Origin of the sequence: Henriciella barbarensis (assembly GCF_003576345.1) — a bacterium.
GTDB classification, from domain to species: Bacteria; Pseudomonadota; Alphaproteobacteria; order Caulobacterales; family Hyphomonadaceae; genus Henriciella; species Henriciella barbarensis.
The window spans coordinates 517,111-532,590 of record NZ_QWGB01000005.1 but is presented as its reverse complement, the minus strand read 5'-3'; the positions used below and the strand labels follow the sequence as shown (position 1 = coordinate 532,590).

15 protein-coding genes are annotated in these 15,480 nt (G+C 59.3%); 10 read left to right on the top strand and 5 right to left on the bottom strand.

Going from position 1 to position 15,480, the window contains the following annotated elements; all coding sequences use genetic code 11:
• Positions 1-70: 70 nt before the first annotated feature.
• The 5 genes from fliF to D1224_RS05495 are packed head-to-tail and all read left to right on the top strand — an operon-like array spanning position 71 to position 4,366.
• Entirely contained in the window at positions 71-1,591 is a 1,521-nt protein-coding gene (fliF, locus tag D1224_RS05515; protein ID WP_119378909.1) for a flagellar basal-body MS-ring/collar protein FliF, read from the top strand.
• The gene (locus tag D1224_RS05510; protein ID WP_147372336.1) at positions 1,584-2,180 is read left to right on the top strand and encodes a hypothetical protein; all 597 of its coding nucleotides are present in this window, start codon (positions 1,584-1,586) and stop codon (positions 2,178-2,180) included. The genes fliF and D1224_RS05510 overlap by 8 nt, the downstream gene beginning before the upstream one ends.
• Positions 2,180-2,503 carry a FliM/FliN family flagellar motor switch protein gene (locus tag D1224_RS05505; protein ID WP_119378907.1) on the top strand — a complete coding sequence of 108 codons (324 nt, stop codon included), beginning with the start codon at positions 2,180-2,182 and terminating at the stop codon, positions 2,501-2,503. The genes D1224_RS05510 and D1224_RS05505 overlap by 1 nt, the downstream gene beginning before the upstream one ends.
• Positions 2,487-3,266, top strand: coding sequence for a flagellar type III secretion system pore protein FliP (fliP, locus tag D1224_RS05500; RefSeq protein WP_119378906.1), 780 nt, complete (start codon positions 2,487-2,489; stop codon positions 3,264-3,266). The genes D1224_RS05505 and fliP overlap by 17 nt, the downstream gene beginning before the upstream one ends.
• Positions 3,263-4,366 (top strand): FliG C-terminal domain-containing protein, encoded by a 1,104-nt coding sequence (locus D1224_RS05495; RefSeq protein WP_119378905.1) that lies wholly within the window; start codon positions 3,263-3,265, stop codon positions 4,364-4,366. The genes fliP and D1224_RS05495 overlap by 4 nt, the downstream gene beginning before the upstream one ends.
• Before the next feature lie 49 nt (positions 4,367-4,415).
• Here D1224_RS05495 and D1224_RS05490 read toward each other — a convergent pair whose 3' ends face one another.
• From D1224_RS05490 to D1224_RS05470, 5 genes are read right to left on the bottom strand one after another with little or no spacing between them, the layout of a single operon-like run.
• Positions 4,416-5,528: a flagellar basal body P-ring protein FlgI gene (locus D1224_RS05490; protein WP_119378904.1), complete on the bottom strand. Its 1,113-nt coding sequence runs from the start codon at positions 5,526-5,528 to the stop codon at positions 4,416-4,418.
• 4 nt (positions 5,529-5,532) lie between these two features.
• On the bottom strand, positions 5,533-6,519 hold the full coding sequence (locus D1224_RS05485; protein WP_119378903.1) for a flagellin: 987 nt from the start codon (positions 6,517-6,519) through the stop codon (positions 5,533-5,535).
• A gap of 1 nt (position 6,520) precedes the next feature.
• Entirely contained in the window at positions 6,521-7,960 is a 1,440-nt protein-coding gene (flgK, locus tag D1224_RS05480) for a flagellar hook-associated protein FlgK (RefSeq protein WP_119378902.1), read from the bottom strand.
• A gap of 27 nt (positions 7,961-7,987) precedes the next feature.
• A complete protein-coding gene (locus D1224_RS05475; protein ID WP_182482173.1) occupies positions 7,988-9,292 on the bottom strand; it encodes a flagellar hook protein FlgE in 1,305 nt (434 codons plus the stop codon).
• Between the two features lie 60 nt (positions 9,293-9,352).
• On the bottom strand, positions 9,353-10,177 hold the full coding sequence (locus D1224_RS05470; RefSeq protein ID WP_119378900.1) for a flagellar motor protein MotB: 825 nt from the start codon (positions 10,175-10,177) through the stop codon (positions 9,353-9,355).
• A 247-nt stretch (positions 10,178-10,424) separates the two neighbouring features.
• Between D1224_RS05470 and D1224_RS05465 the strand changes: the two genes are divergently transcribed.
• The 5 genes from D1224_RS05465 to flgG are packed head-to-tail and all read left to right on the top strand — an operon-like array spanning position 10,425 to position 15,479.
• Positions 10,425-11,249, top strand: coding sequence for a FliM/FliN family flagellar motor switch protein (locus tag D1224_RS05465; protein WP_182482172.1), 825 nt, complete (start codon positions 10,425-10,427; stop codon positions 11,247-11,249).
• 44 nt (positions 11,250-11,293) lie between these two features.
• A complete protein-coding gene (gene motA / locus D1224_RS05460) occupies positions 11,294-12,160 on the top strand; it encodes a flagellar motor stator protein MotA (RefSeq protein WP_119379904.1) in 867 nt (288 codons plus the stop codon).
• The gene (locus D1224_RS05455; RefSeq protein WP_147372335.1) at positions 12,157-13,950 is read left to right on the top strand and encodes a hypothetical protein; all 1,794 of its coding nucleotides are present in this window, start codon (positions 12,157-12,159) and stop codon (positions 13,948-13,950) included. Before motA ends, D1224_RS05455 begins: the two co-directional genes overlap by 4 nt.
• A complete protein-coding gene (locus D1224_RS05450; RefSeq protein ID WP_119378897.1) occupies positions 13,950-14,663 on the top strand; it encodes a flagellar hook-basal body complex protein in 714 nt (237 codons plus the stop codon). The genes D1224_RS05455 and D1224_RS05450 overlap by 1 nt, the downstream gene beginning before the upstream one ends.
• Before the next feature lie 30 nt (positions 14,664-14,693).
• The gene (gene flgG, locus D1224_RS05445) at positions 14,694-15,479 is read left to right on the top strand and encodes a flagellar basal-body rod protein FlgG (protein ID WP_119378896.1); all 786 of its coding nucleotides are present in this window, start codon (positions 14,694-14,696) and stop codon (positions 15,477-15,479) included.
• Position 15,480: the final 1 nt, after the last annotated feature.

Genomic DNA, 15,480 nt, shown 5'->3' with positions numbered 1-15,480 from the left:
TAATGATTTCGCCCGAAATATTAATCATTCCATCTGAAGCGCTTTTCAGAACCCGGGGCTGATATCCGCTATGAAATTTCTAGAGACTTTGAGATCCTTGCCGCCAAGCCGTCAGCTTGCTCTCGCCGCGGCGGTGCTCGGCGTCATCTTCGCGATGGTTTTCCTTGTCCAGGGCGCGATAAGCGAACCCAAGTCGCTGCTCTATTCCAAGATGGAACCGGCAACTGCAGGCGAAATCATTGAGGAACTGGAACAGCGCGGCGTCGACTATGAGCTGCGTGGCGATTCAATCTTCATCGCGCAGAGCCAGCGGGACCAGGTTCGTTATGCGCTCGCCCGTCAGGGCCTGCCGCAGCAATCGGTAAAGGGGTACGAACTCCTGGACGATGTTAACGGCTTCTCGGTCACCTCTGAAATGTACAACGCTGCCTACTGGCGCGCCAAGGAAGGCGAGCTGACGCGTACCATTCTGGCCATAGACGGTGTCTCGGCCGCGCGGGTTCATATTGGCGCAAGCCTCGGATCGGGCTTTGCCCGTTCGCAAGCACCGCAGACGGCTTCGGTCACGCTGAGCACGGCACACGACCTTTCACCTGGCCAGGCTGAGGCGATCCAGTACATGGTTGCGCTGGCTGTTGCCGGTCTCGCACCGGAAGACGTTGCCGTCATTGATCCGATAAAAGGCGTCGTGGCGGGCCCGAACGTCGCAAAGTCCTCCCAGCCTTCAATCGCTGCCGACAATCAGGCGACGATGGTTGAAGACAAGGTCATGCGGCTCATTGAGGCCCGGGTCGGCGCAGGCAATGCGCGCGTCTCGGTCAGTGTCGATGTGAACCGTCAGCGCCAGACCATTTCAGAACGCACCGTTGATCCGGACTCGCGGATCGTGCGTAGCCGCACCACTAATGATGTCAGCGAGACCAGTGCGGGCACGAGCGGCGCGCTCAGCGCAGCCAGCAACCTGCCACAGGGTACTGGCGCCGGCGAAGGCAATTCGAGCACGATGCGCAACTCCACCGAGAGCATCAATTACGAATTCAATGAGCGGCGCACGGAGACAGAACTCCTGCCGGGACAGGTGGAGCGTATCTCGATTGCGGTTCTTCTCAATGAAGACGCGCTGCTGCAGGAAGGGCTCGACCCTGCCGCCGCACAAGCCGCCGCTCGGGAAATCCTGAATGACTTTGAACAGCTCATTCTGTCTGGCGCAGGTCTCAACACCGCAAGAGGCGACACGCTGACGGTTGAGCTCATGCCGTTCCAGGTCGCTGAAGTCGCGGAAATGGTCACTGCCCCCGGCATGGTCGAAACACTGGTGCAGAATTACTTCTGGTCAGGTCTCCAGGCCGTGCTGCTTGGACTTGTGGTCATTGTTCTTGGCCTTGGTGTGGTTCGCCCTCTCCTGTCGCAGAAGAAGCTCGAAACCGCTGCGCTTGAAGGTCCGGCGCCGAATGGGGCTGAGAATGCCGGCGACGAGTCGCCGGACCCGTTCGTCTATCTTTCAGACTATACCCGTGAACGCCCGGACGAGGCCGTCGCGCTGCTTCAGTCCTGGCTGAGCGAGGACAGAAAGGCTGCGGTCAATGAGTAGGACAGTCTTTTCCCGTTTCCCGAGTTTCGACTCCGTGCACGCCGGCGCTTCGGTTGCGACTGCCGCGCCAGCATTGAACCCGCGCGACAGGCTTGCTGAACTTGAACAGGCCCATGAGCGCGAAATGGAACAGCGTCGCCGCGAACAGGACAGCCAGTTCAGCCGCCAGATGGGTGAGGTCCAGCTCATCCTCGACTCCCTTGCAGGCAAGGTCGAAAAGGTCGAGGCGGATGCACGCCGACAGACGGCGGCATCTATCGCCGCGATTGCAGAGCGCCTCTTTCCCAAACTCGCGCGGCGTTTTCTCGCCGAAGAGATATCACTTCATCTGGAAAAGATGATCCCGCCCGGCGAGGTCTGCATTGACATAAAGGCCGAACCACATCTGGCTGAGCAGTTGTACGAAACGATCCAGCGCTCTGAGCAGCTGGCTGACATCTGCAACGTGGTCCCGCAGGAAGACGCGGGCGGGAGCCGGGTTGATGTCAGCTGGAAAAGTGGCGGTCTGGATTTCGATTTTGATGGACTGCTGGAGGCCTGTATCGGGCACCTTCGCAGCGAGCGGCCGAGTGAACAGGAGAGTGGGTGATGGCAATTCCTGAGGTTCAGCCAACCAGCGATGAAGCAGAAGACCGGCGAGACACCTCTCCGGTCAATCAGTTTCGCCGGGCGATCTATGGTGTGCCGGTCACCCTGACGGTTTCGGTCGGCCAGCGCCGTCTCAGCGTTCAGGAGGTTCTGGACCTCACACCGGACTCAGTCATCGCGCTCGATTCCCGTATAGAAGACCCGGTTCGCCTCATGGTCGATGACAAGCTCATCGCGCGCGGCGAACTGGTCGAGACAGATAATGGCGGTATCGCCGTCAAAATCACTGAAATTGCGGAAGAGGCTGATGCTTCCGAAGGCTAGCGATAGTGGCCTGATCCTGCGTCTTGCCAGCTTAATCGCCTTTGCCCTGATCCTTGGCTTTGCGGCGCACGCGCAGGAAGCCGGGGATGCGGGTGCCGCGCTGGATGCTGTGCTCGGTCAGGATGGCGAAGGCGGGCTGAGCGGCACCGTCATTATCCTGTTCCTTGTCGTGACGGTGCTCAGTCTTGTGCCGGGCCTCGCCATGATGGTGACCTGCCTGCCATTCCTGGTGATCGTATTTTCATTCATCCGGCAGGCGCTCGGCGTTCAACAGGCTCCGCCGAACATGATGCTGATGGCGCTCGCCATCTTTCTGACCTTCTTCATCATGGAGCCCACCTTCACGCAGGCCTGGGCGAATGGTGTCTCTCCATATATCGATGGCACCATTGATGAGGCCGTCGCCTGGCAGCAGACAACCGATCCGTTCCGGACCTTCATGACTGCGCGCGTCGAGCCGGGGACGCTCAGTGTTCTTGGCGATGCGCTCAACCGGCCCGTCGTCGAGGGAGAAGAGCCAGCCTTCTCGATGTTGGCCACCGGGTTCATGCTTTCTGAAATTAAACATGCATTTCAGATCGGATTTGTAATCTTTCTTCCATTTCTTGTTATTGATCTCGTCGTAGCCTCTGTCCTCATGGCCGTCGGCATGATGATGGTTCCGCCAACCGTCGTGTCGCTGCCATTCAAGATCGGGTTCTTCGTGCTGGCCGATGGCTGGCTCAAGATTACCGAGGCGCTGGTAAGAGGATACGCCGGATGAGCGGGGCTGCGACAAGGCAAGGTTCGAACGTCACCCAGATGCGCGCCCGACCTGGCGCAGCGTCCGGTAAGGCTGGCGTCATCCCTCCCGCAAGACGGGCGGCTGTGGTCATCGCCATGCTGGGCGAACAGGCCGCGCGCCCCATCGTCGAGAAACTGGACAATGCTTCGCTCGCGCAGGTTGCGAATGAGCTTGAGGCGGTGTCCTATCTTGGCCGCGAAGAATTGACCGAAATCGTGATGGATTTCCTCCAGGCCTTGCGAGCGGCCAACGGCTCTTTCCGGGGCGGACGCGAGCGGGCTCGTGAGATCGTTTCGAGCTTTCTGGACGAGAACCGCGCTGACATTGTCTTTGGCAATGTCGAGATGCCCAAGCCCCAGCCGGTCTCGAAATCGAGTGATGTCTGGACACGTCTGGAAGCGCGCAAGCCAGCCGTCGTGGCGGCTTATCTGTCGCGGCTGACCGCAAATATCAGTGCAATCATCCTGCGCAAGCTGGACGTCGCCTTCGCATCGGAAGTCGTCGGCCACCTGCAGGAGCCCATGCTCGACAACACGATCGGCTATCTGGTCGGCGGCGATGATGTCGATGCCGAAATCGAAGACGTAGTTGCCCAGATGGTCGAGATTGAATTCCTCAATCAGGCCCAGGCAGAAGAAAGCGACGGAAACACCAACGCAGAATCTGTTGGTGAGCTTCTCAGCCTGCTGCCCAACCATACGCGCGCCCGCATCATGTCCTTCATTCGTACTGAGCATGAGGACAAGTTCGAGAGCATCGAGAAAGTCATGTTCACGATTGAGGGCCTGCCAGAAATCCTGGCCCGCCAGTCGGTGCCGGTTGTCTTCAAGGAGCTTGGTGAGGACACACTCGTGCCGGTGCTTGCGACGCTGACAGGCCCTGCCCAGCGGGTGCAGGACTACCTTCTGGAGAACATCTCCTCGCGTCTGGCGGTGCAATATCGCGATGCACTGTCAGATCCGAACCGAACGCCGGTCGAAGATCCGGACGCGACGCAGCGCACATTCCTGACAACGCTCATGTCCATGAAGCGCCGCGGCCTGATTACGCTTGAAAAGGCGCCGGCAAAGACAGGCTAGAGAAACGTTGGGCGAAAGGTCATTCGCTCTCGCCTATCCATCCGACGTTTTACTGGATAATCAGATCTGCGTGCAGGGCGCCTGCCGCCTTCATGGTGCGGATGATATCACCCATCTCCTGCGGTGAGACGCCAAGAGCGTTCAGACCAGATATTAGCTGCGAGAGCGTTACATTGGCATCGAGCGTGGCGATGTTGCGCGTGCCGGTCTGGCCGATCTCGATTTGCGAACGTGGCAGAACGATCGACTCGCCATCTGCAAACGGGTTCGGCTGCGACACCACCGGGCTTTCGGTTACCTTTATGGAGATATCGCCCTGCGCAATGGCAACACGGGAGATGGTAACATCCTTGCCGAGGACGATGGTTCCGGATTGTTCGTCGATGACGATGCGGGCTGGAATGGCAACCTCGATCGGCAGGTTCTCGATGCTGGCCAGCACCCGCGACGGGGACCCCTGAAGACTGCGAAGATCGATGTCGACGGTGCCCGGATCACGCATATAGGCGACCGGGGAGCCAACAGCCGCATTGATCGTGTCTTCGATGCGCGCGGCTGTCGTGAAGTCAGGATCGCGAAGGGCAAGAACGAGTGAATTGCGGTCATTGAACTGGTAAGGAATTTCGCGTTCGACACGCGCCCCATTTGGTATGGCTCCCTGTGTCGGGGTGCCGCGGCGTGCCCGTGCGCCGTCTGCTTTGACATCAATACCGGACACCACGATGCTGCCTTGGGCGACGGCGTAGACTTCGTTATCGGCGCCTTTGAGCGGGGTCAGCACCAGTGTGCCGCCTTCAAGGCTTTCTGCATCGCCGATCGAGGCGACCGAGATGTCCAGCGTTGAGCCGTTACGGGCGAATGACGGAAGCGTTGCGGTGACCAGCACGGCTGCGACATTGTCAGGTTTGATGTCCTCGCCCTGCACATTCACGCCAAGGCGTTCCAGCATGTAGGTGAGGGAGTCTTCGGTGAAGGGGGAGTTGCGCACTGAGTCGCCGGTGCCGTTGAGGCCGACCACAATGCCGTAGCCGATCAGGTCGTTCTGGCGCACGCCTTCCACATCCACCACATCGCGGATCCGCGTTTGGGCGTCTGCCGTCCAGGCAGGTTGGCCCGTGATAGCGATGGCTGCGAGGGCGAGAAGAACGAGGATCGGCTTCATCAGATCACCTTAGGAAGTTCATGAGGCTGAGCTGCGAGAGTCTCGCGGTCAGCATGTAAGAGGCTTCAAGACTGGCCTCGAGAGCTTTGAGCTCTGCGGCAGCTTCGTACTGGTCGCGCGAGGTCATACCCTCAAGTAGGGTGTTCACGACGAGCTTTTCCTTGGCGAGGCTGTCCAGCCCCGTTGCAACTCGCTCCTGAAGGATGCCGTTCGCGGCGCGCAACTGTGTTAACGCTGCGTCGGCCTGCACCAGCTTGTCAGCTGACGAGCGAATAACATCGAGCGTCTCCGTGTTCGACAGAGAATCGAGACCATCGCCTGGAGCGGCCATGGCAAGCACGCCGAGATTGCGAAGTGTTTGCGTGATGGCCGGGTCCAGGCCTGTGATGGCGTCACCGTCAGAGTTTGTCTTTGAGCCGCGATAGAAGCTGTTTGCAAAGTCGCCAGTATCGAGATCGAAGTAGGCGTTCAGCCTTGCATCGAAATCGGCCTTGTCGGTCGCGGCATCTGCGATCGCGCGCAGGTCTTCCATGAGATCGTCGGGTGAACCGAACGCTGCCTTGTCGGTCGCGTCGCCTGAGAACAGGAAACGTTCGCCATGGCGAGAATTGAGCGCCATCAACGCGCTATCGAGTTGTGCGCGTGCATCCTGCGCCAGCGCTGTGCGCTCCACCGGCGATCCTGCGCTGAGACTGTCCAGCGCCCGAACCGATATCTCGGCAAGACCTTCCTGCATCCGGGAAAGGCTTTGCTGCGTGATATCAAGTCGGCTCTCACGAATCTGAAGCAAGCTTGTGTCGCGGTCGATCTTGTTGAGCGCGTCATTGGCAACCATCGCCCGGCCAATTTGGCCAGAGAGGTGCGAGGTGGGATCTGCCGTCCGGCCAGTGACCGCTTCGCTCGAGGTGCGGTCAATGCGTTCACGGATGGATTGAATGTCGCGGCTTAGCTGCGTTGTGACCGAATTGGCGAGATAGGAATTGTTGATCATCCTAGAGCTCCATCAATCTGAGCATCATCTGATTGGCGACTTCGATGACGCGCGCATTCGCGGCATAGGCTTGCTCAATCTCAAGAAGAAGCTGCATTTGCTCGTCTACGTCCACGCCGGTCTGCTTCTGCTCGGCCTCAACCATGATGGAGTGCTGCGCGGCGGTGGAGGCCTCTACCGCCTCACTCGAGACGCGCATCTGACCGGTACGCGAGGCAAAGCCAGCGACGAGGCCGGTTGCCGTATAGCTGCCCTGAAAGCCGCCGCTGCCGAGTGTGCGATTGGCGGTCATGGCGTCCAGCATGGCGTTGAAGAGGCTGCCATTGCCGGCGTCGCCCGTTGTGATGGCGTCGAGGCCGTCGCGAAGCAAAGATAGCTGGCCGCCCTGAAGGGGGTCGATGAGGGGATTGATTGAGATGCGGGCCGCGACGCCGGCGCCCGCGCCAGGGTCGGTATCGACGAGCAGGCTTGTATTCGCACCGCCTGCAAGGTCTGCATTGTCGAGACGTGCCATGATATCGCCCGCGACCGTATCGAGCTGATCTTGAAAGTCGGGGAGGTCAGTGTCGCGGAGGGTGAAGAGCGCGCCGAACAGACCGCTTGAAACTGCGCCATAAGACGCTGCACCCGGGGTGATGTCCACATCTCCGACCTTGATGCCCGAGAGTGCGCCGGTGTCGATGCCGTCACCCGGGCCAACAGCTGCGGCAGGCGAAAATTCGATCTCGCGCGCGCCGCCTGCCAGAAGGAATACGCCCTCCTTCGTGACGATGTCGATCGTGCCTCCAGTGCGTTGCACTGTCTGTACGGGCAGGAATTCCGAGATGGTATCAACATAGCGCTGGCGCTCATCCATCAGGGCGGCGGCCTTTGCAGAGTTCCTGTCGCTGCCGGCGAGTTTGGAATTAATTGCCTGTATCTGGTTCAGCGCGTCATTTACCGTATCTACGCCGCTCGCGATTTCGCGGTCGGCCTCGATACGTTCAGAGGAAATGAAGTCCGACAGGCTATTGAACTCCGATGCCAGTGCGCGAACGGAATCGACAATAGCATTGAGGTTTGCCTGAGACTCAGGTGTGGCGGCCGCATTAGCGAGCGAGGTCTCAAAGTTCGACATCATCGAAAAGAGGCCGGTGCCGTCAACGGTATCGCCAAGGCGCGCCGAGAGCGACGCCCATGTAGAGGACATCACGCTGGCTTGGGCCAGGTCGCTACCCGATGCCATGCGTTGAGCGGTCAGGGGCTCGCTTGCTGCGCGCCCGACGCCATCCACCCGCACGCCGGATGGATTCGACACCGTCATCTGCTCGCTGACCAGCACCGAACGCCGGACATAGCCCGGCGTGGTCGAATTCGAGACGTTGGTGGCGACCATATCCGCCCGCAGACCGGTCACTTGCAGACCGGTGCGGGCGGTGTTGATGGCGTTTGACAGACTCAAGGGTTAGCCCCCTCGCTCAGCGTTAGCCTAGCGCTTCAGATTGGTTGTTTCCTGAAGCATCTCATCGACGGTCTGGACGATCTTCGCATTCGACGAATAGGCGCGTTGCGTCTCGATGAGGTCGGTCAGCTCTGCCGCAATGTCAGTCGTCGACTCCATGAGGGAGTAGCCGGCGACATCACCGACAGGGCCGGTGGCCGCGTCCCAGAGATAAAGGTTGCCGCTTTCAGCTGAAACGGAGAAGGCCTGACCATCCTTGGCGCGAAGACCATTCATGTTCGGCACATCGCCAACAGGGATCTGATAAAGCGCGCGCCGATAGCCCGAATTATAGACGGCCTGAAGGAAGCCCTTCTCGTCGATTTCGACCGACTGGAGGTCACCGATTGGCGCGCCATCCTTGGTCACATTGGTAGGCGAAAAGGGTGCGGAAAGCTGGGTAATACCCGTCGTGCCTCCAGGTTCGCCAACCAGGACGTCGACATCGCCGTGCGGAAGGCTCAGCGTCATGATGCCCGTATCCTCATCATAGACGGTGCCGGTTGCCGGTGCGACCGTGTCGATCCGGCCGCCTTCGTCGACATCATCGGTAAAGGTCATGACCAGTTCGGCGATCGGGGTCGTGTCGCTTGTCGCGCTGTCGAAGACCTGGACAGTCCACTGATTGGTTGCACCGCTTGCCGGGACGTTCGGGGCGAAAGACAAGGATAGCGTTTGTGCTCGGCCAATATTGTCGAAGTATTCGATTGGCAGGTCATATGGCTGGCCGGATGCGCCTGCGAGGGTCGCATCGGCTGGAAGGTTGATGCCGAGATCAACACGAGACGTCGGCGATGCCACATATTGAGAAGCAGAGATGTTGACCGGCTGCAGGTTCGCGCCGCTGTTGCGGCTGACTGTGCCAATGTCGCCATCGCTGTCCACGGCCCAACCGAGCAGGAACATGCCGCTCTGGGTGCGAAGGTTGCCGGACTCATCTGCATAGAAGGAGCCGGTCGGAAGGAGCATGAGTTCCCGTTCAGACGCGAGCGAGTTGACACCGGCACCGTCTGTCACTGGCAGAAGGCCGCGGCCCCCCACGGCAATATCGGTTGAGTTGCCAGTATTGATGAGGGAACCGGTCTGCTGGATGTCCTTGAAGGTGTTCACGGTCACGCCGCCCGCCGAATAGGCAGAGGCCTGGCCGTTTATCACCATGCTGGAAAAGTCAGCGACGCTGCGCTTGTAGCCGTAAGTCGAAGAGTTCGCGATATTGTCGGAGATCGTGGACAAACGGCTCGCGTTTGAATTCAGCCCCATTACTCCTGCATTCAGGGACGACGAGATACTCATTGACAACTCCTTTGTCAGATTTCCTCTGAAATTGGAGCTGAATGTTTAATAGACGGATAATTAGCTCGCCGCGGGGTCTGGGGTGTCTGTCATGATGGTGATGGAGATACGGCGGTTGCGTGCAGCCGACGGGTCGCCAGGGACAAGTGGGTCAGTGTCTGCGCGCCCAGAAACCTCCCGTACACGATCAATCGGAAAACCATTTGAAGACAGAAGCTGACGGGCGATGTTCGCGCGGTCTGAAGACAGCCGCCAGTTGTCGTAGCCCGCCGCGCCGCGGAAGGGGCGATTATCGGTGTGACCGACAATCTTGACGTCATTTTCGAACGCGTTGAGCGAATTGGAGACCGCGTCGAGAAGGTCGGTCATGAGCGCGGTTGGCTCACTGCGACCGAGTTCAAAGAGCGGCCGACTTTCGGAATCGACGATTTCGAGCACGATACCTTCTGGCGTCATCTTTACCATTAGATGTTCTGATAGGCGCTCTGGATCATCGCCGAGTTCCTCGCGCATCGCTTCAAGGTCACGCTGGATATCGGTGTGGCGCATCTGCTCTAGCGAATGGCCGTCGCCAATGCCTGTCGCGCCCGTCCCGACCTTTGCCGCCGAGTCGTCTGCCATCAGGGAGCTGCCGTTCAGGCCGTCGGCGCCGCCGCCGGAGACCCGGCTGACAGGAATGGACGGGTTGAAGTAGTCTGCAATACCCTTGCGCTGGTCTTCCGTGGTCGCGTTCAGCAGCCACATGAGCAGGAAGAACGCCATCATCGCGGTTACGAAGTCGGCATAAGCGACCTTCCAGGCACCGCCATGGTGCCCATCGCCTTTGACGACTTTCTTACGCTTGATGATCGTGACGTGGTGAGCGTCGGAAGGCGTTTGTGCCATGAGTTTGACCCGCTTTCTGCAGTTTCAGTATCTCCAATAACAGAGAGTGGCTGACACATCGTCTAAGCGAGGCGCGCGATTGGCGCTGTATCCCTAACGAAACGTTTACCAAATCCGCCCACACCGGACTGTGGAGAAATATCCATTCAGCTGAGGGGCTGGCGTGTCGGAAACATTGCTTAAAATGATGAGGTCAGCGGGGGGATTACCCCCGTCCCTCCTGCAATGTGAGCCTCTGTGGGCGACCATGGCGAAGGCCTGTGAGACGTGGCTGAAAGAGGCCCTCGGATTCGAAATGAAGGCCCAGATCGGGGCTAGGGCGCTATGCACCCTCGAGCAGGCCAAAGCCCGCATTCGTGAAAAATTCGGGTATATTTGTTTACCTCGGGGGACTGGCGGGCTTCACGGCATTTCGATCGGTGCGTCCCTCGCGGAGCGGTTTGTAGCACGGCGTCTGAAAGAAGACCTTTCACATGTCGAGATTGCGCCGCCCCTCTTTCTTCGTCTGATGTGCGACAAGCCTGTGCGCCGGCTGATGAGCGATCTTTCGCACGCTGTACCGGCCGGGTTGGCGTTACCGGAGGACTATATGGTCGCGGACCCGGCAGGTTTGCCCGAAGTCTTCCTTGATGGCCCAAAGCTTGTTTGCATTACCGTCAATCTGTTCGGGCGCGGCGATGTCGAGCCCACGGCGCGTCTGGACTTCTACTATGACGTCGAGAGCCTGACCGCCCATGCCGAACGTCTTGACCAGGCGGTCGCCGCAAGTGCGAAGCCCAGGCCTGCGGTCAACAAGTCAAACCTCATAAAGTCGATCCGCCGTTCAAGCGTCGGGCTCGATGCTGTGCTGGCAAAACTGCCGATAACGGTGGCCGATTGCTCTCGCCTCGAAGTGGGGCAGGTGCTGCCTCTATCCGATGCGGAGGATGGCAAGCTTTACCTGCACGCGGAGACACTGACCGGACCTGTGGAAATCGGTGAGGCTGAATTAGGCAACTGGAAAGACAGACGCGCCATAAAGCTGACTTCGCCCCTGCTGGAAAGTTTCGTTCAGGAGCTATCGGGCGCCTGAACGAAGGAAATATCCGCGCTTTTATTGGCGCGATGGAGGATGAGTTGAACGCAATTCTGGGCATCTTGGTGACAGTCGGCATGGTCTTCGGTGGCTATATGCTTGCCGGCGGTCATATGGACATCATTACGCACGCGCTTCCATTCGAAGGCATGATGATCGGCGGCGCAGCCATCGGCGCACTTCTGGCGGCAAACGACTTCGGCACCATCAAGCAGACTGGCGCGGATGTTGTGGCCGCATTCACCGGTTCGAAGTGGAAGAAAAGCGACTATCAGGACCTGCTCTGCCTCATGTCAGAGCTTCTGAACGTGCTACGTAACAATCCAGTCGACATCGAACAGCACATTGAGGACCCCCAACAGTCCTCCATCTTCCAGCGCTACCCGAAAATCCTCAAGGATGAGGATGCCATCAACATGATCTGCGACACGATCCGCTCCATGTTGATGAACTTTGATAACGTCCACCAGGTTGAAGAGCTACTCGAGAAGCACCTCGAGAGCCTGCATGAAGACAAGCTCGCCGGGTCGCACGCCCTGCAGACCATGGCGGACGCCCTGCCAGCGCTCGGCATCGTTGCGGCTGTGCTTGGCGTCATCAAGACGATGTCGTCCATCGACAAACCGCCTGAAGTGCTTGGCGGGATGATCGGCGGTGCCCTCGTCGGAACCTTCCTTGGCGTGTTTCTCGCCTACGGTCTCGTCGGCCCCTTCGCCTCTCGCGTCAAAGCGCTCCGGACCGAGGAGCACTTCTTCTACTCGATGATCGGCGAGATGCTGGTGTCGAACCTCCATAAAAATCCCGTCAACATCTGCGTCGAGGTCGCAAGGCGCCATGCGCCAGCGCGGGTGCGTCCATCCTTCAACGAAATTGAAGAAGCACTGAGGGGGCTGAAGCAGGCAGCTTGAGAAGTTTCGTGGTCATATGTCTTGGCGCTGCAATGCTGGCGCAGGCGGCTTCTGCTCAGCAGGAGCCGCCGATTGTGTCTGGTCAGCCAGATGAAATCGACCGTCTTCCCGGAGAGCTCGACAGCTTTGTTCAGGACGCGATCAATGAAGGCCTGTTGAGACCTGCGAAACCTCAGCCTGCTGAGACGCCAGCTTCACCTGTGGCTGACCAACCAGCCGAAAACGTATCCCCTCAAGACATTCGACCGCAGGTGACCGAAACCGCAGAGGAGCAGGCGCCAGCAGAGCCTGCCGCCACTGCGCAAATCCAGGTCGAGTATCTCTGCCCTGAAACCTCTCCCTACGACTTTGCGGAGTTCTCCGACTTCACCTCCTATGGGGACCTGGCGCAGTGGCGCGGCTTTCTTGAGGGTGAAGAACGCACCACCGCCCTCGGCCGCCTCATGGCGAAAGCCTATCTGTCACTTGGCATGATCGCGGAAGCACGGTCCGAGATCAAAGGAGACTATGGTCAGGGCGGCGTGGCGCTGCGTCTTCTGACGGATCTGCTAGACCGCGACACCAGGCCTGACCTTTCATTCTTCCGCGACGTTGCCAGCTGCGCTCACGCAGACGGGGTGTGGCTTGCCATTGGACAGCTGAAATCGAACGACGCAAACGGGGCAGACCTGCTCGCTCAGCACTTTGCAGACTTTCGCGCGCTGCCGCTTCGTCTTCGCGCTGACGCCGCCTTTATCGTCATCCCTGCTCTCGACCGCCTGGATCGCCCAATCCTGTCTGAGCGCCTAATGACGAGCTTTACGGCAGAGGAATTTGCGCAAAGCCGCGAGTTGCAGTTCGTGAAAGCGCTTCAGCGCCTGTCTATGGGCTCACCGAGTGCTGCCGACGATATTCGCGGATATCTCCGCCGCGCACAGTATCGCAATGAGGCGGCCTCGGCCCTTCGCCGCCATGGAAAGGCGATTTCAAGCGAACTGGAGCGGGAAATCGTCGACTATTACATCAATGAACTCGGCAACCTGCCAGCCGAAGCCTCAGTCTCCGAAAACCTTGATCTTATCCTGCATGACCTCAATAGCGCGGTTGGCTACGACTTGACGTTGCGCCTTGCCGATGTGCCCGCCGCGGCAGACCCGGAATCACGTGAACGTCTTGCTGGGCACTTTGAAGACATGCTGGACGAAGACCTGCAAAGCGACGCCTTCTTGATCAATCTCAAGGCCATGGATGCGCTGATGAAGGGCGAGGCCCTCCTCGCCGATCGCGCGGGGACCGAAGCACGATTTGCACGCGCGGCGGCGATCGCAGCTAATCTCGGCCTGCCATCCATGTCAGCAAAGCTTTCCGAGCGTCTCACACATGATGCCGCGTTGGCTCTGGCGCAGGCGGAGCTGGCTTTCCGGCTCAAGGACGATGCGACACTGGCCCGTCTGCTGGAAGAGAACCCGGATAGTGTTGCCATCCGCAAGGTTGCGTTGATTGACGCGATCAATCGCGGCGACCGCGCGGCTTTCAACCGTCTCGTGCGCGGTATTCCCGAAGATGTCGATACCGCTCTCATGCTCATAGAGGCGGACGCCGCCGCAGGTCACTGGGTCGTGCCGCAACGCTTTTATACGATTGCCGCCAGAAGCGGTGACGAAGAAACCCAGATCCGCGCCCTTCGTGTCTCCGATGCCCGGCCTGCCCCGGAGCCGCCGACTGGAGGAGAGATCGAACTGACCGATGTATCCTCAAGGCTCGAGCGTCTGCGAGAGTCCCTAGGGCCAATTCCGACGGAGGTTCGCTGATGTCGAACGCAATTTATGCTGCGCTTGCCCGCCAGTCGGGCCTGATGACTGAAATGCAGGTTGTGGCCAACAATCTCGCAAACTCCAGCACAACCGGCTACAAGTCCGACCGGGCCATCTTTGCCGAGTTTATCGCCGGGACGCGTAACAATCTCGCCGACCTTTCAATGGGAACGCTGGCAGGGCACGAATTTGATCTGGAGCAGGGCGGCCTTCGCTTCACAAATGGCACGTTCGATCTTGCCATTCAGGGAGAGGGTTACTTCCTGATTGAGACGCCGCAAGGTGAACGTCTGACGCGTGCTGGGCACTTCCAGCTGAACGCGCAAGCTGAGCTCATTACCGATACGGGTTTCCGCGTGCTCAATGCGGGTGGCGGTGCGATCCAGATCCCTGAAGAAGCGACAAACGTCAGCATCGCTGGAGACGGAACGATTTCCTTCGATGGGCAGATCATCGACCAGGTTGGTGTCGTCGAGCCCGAAGGCCAGCTTAGCCGCGCAGGCGACGCCATGTTTACGGCCGAAGAAGGCTTCCAGCCAGTTGTAGAGCCCCGCGTGGTGCAGGGCGCTCTCGAACAGTCAAACGTCTCACCGGTTCTGGAGATTGCGCGCATGATTGAAGTGCAGCGCGCCTACGAAGCCGGCCAGGCACTCATCGAACGTGAAGACGACCGGATTGCGAAATTCATCAGCACTTTACGACAGCTTTAACGCACAGGACGTGGATCGAGGGAGGACCCTATGAAATCACTGCAGATCGCAGCCACGGGCATGGCGGCACAACAGTTACGTGTCGACGTCATCTCCAACAACATCGCCAATATGAGCACGGCCGCGTATCGGCCGCGCACGGCAGAGTTCGCCGATCTCATGTACCAGCAGTACCTGACACCGGGCACGATCTCCTCGCAGGTCGGTACGGTCGTGCCTGCAGGTGTCCAGCTTGGCACCGGGGTGAAGCCGTCATCGGTCTCCATGGAGATCACGCAGGGTTCGCTTCGCCAGACCGGGTCAGAACTCGACATCGCGATCGATGGCACCGGCTTCTTCGAAGTCCAGCTGCCTTCGGGCGAGTCTGCCTACACCCGTGATGGCAAGCTCAACCGTAGCGCAGAAGGTCAGATCGTAACCAAGGATGGCTTTGAACTCGCCGACGGGATCACCATTCCAGAGGACGCCCGCCGCATCTCCATCAGCAGCGATGGGGAAGTGGTCGCTTACTTCGCGAACGAAGCGCAAGGTCAGGCCATCGGCACGATCTCCCTGGTGCGCTTCGTCAACGAAAAGGGCCTCGAAGCCATGGGCGACAACATGTTTCTCGAGACAGAGGCATCGGGCGCGCCCAACAGGCTGGTCCCCGCGACTGAAGGGGTCGGCATTCTGCGCCAGGGTTATCTCGAAGATTCAGGCGTCGACGTCGTTCAGGAAATCTCTGAGTTGATCGAGGCGCAGCGGGGCTATGAGCTGAACTCGAAAGTCATCACGGCAGCGGATGAAATGCTCGCCGCCACGACGAGAGTGAGGTAGT

Coding starts and splice junctions, on each gene's coding strand:
- fliF (WP_119378909.1), top strand. CDS start 71: ATGAAATTTCTAGAGACTTTGAGATCCTTGCCGCCAAGCCGTCAGCTT.
- D1224_RS05510 (WP_147372336.1), top strand. CDS start 1,584: ATGAGTAGGACAGTCTTTTCCCGTTTCCCGAGTTTCGACTCCGTGCAC.
- D1224_RS05505 (WP_119378907.1), top strand. CDS start 2,180: ATGGCAATTCCTGAGGTTCAGCCAACCAGCGATGAAGCAGAAGACCGG.
- fliP (WP_119378906.1), top strand. CDS start 2,487: ATGCTTCCGAAGGCTAGCGATAGTGGCCTGATCCTGCGTCTTGCCAGC.
- D1224_RS05495 (WP_119378905.1), top strand. CDS start 3,263: ATGAGCGGGGCTGCGACAAGGCAAGGTTCGAACGTCACCCAGATGCGC.
- D1224_RS05490 (WP_119378904.1), bottom strand. CDS start 5,528: ATGAAGCCGATCCTCGTTCTTCTCGCCCTCGCAGCCATCGCTATCACG.
- D1224_RS05485 (WP_119378903.1), bottom strand. CDS start 6,519: ATGATCAACAATTCCTATCTCGCCAATTCGGTCACAACGCAGCTAAGC.
- D1224_RS05475 (WP_182482173.1), bottom strand. CDS start 9,292: ATGAGTATCTCGTCGTCCCTGAATGCAGGAGTAATGGGGCTGAATTCA.
- D1224_RS05470 (WP_119378900.1), bottom strand. CDS start 10,177: ATGGCACAAACGCCTTCCGACGCTCACCACGTCACGATCATCAAGCGT.
- D1224_RS05465 (WP_182482172.1), top strand. CDS start 10,425: ATGGCGAAGGCCTGTGAGACGTGGCTGAAAGAGGCCCTCGGATTCGAA.
- D1224_RS05450 (WP_119378897.1), top strand. CDS start 13,950: ATGTCGAACGCAATTTATGCTGCGCTTGCCCGCCAGTCGGGCCTGATG.
- flgG (WP_119378896.1), top strand. CDS start 14,694: ATGAAATCACTGCAGATCGCAGCCACGGGCATGGCGGCACAACAGTTA.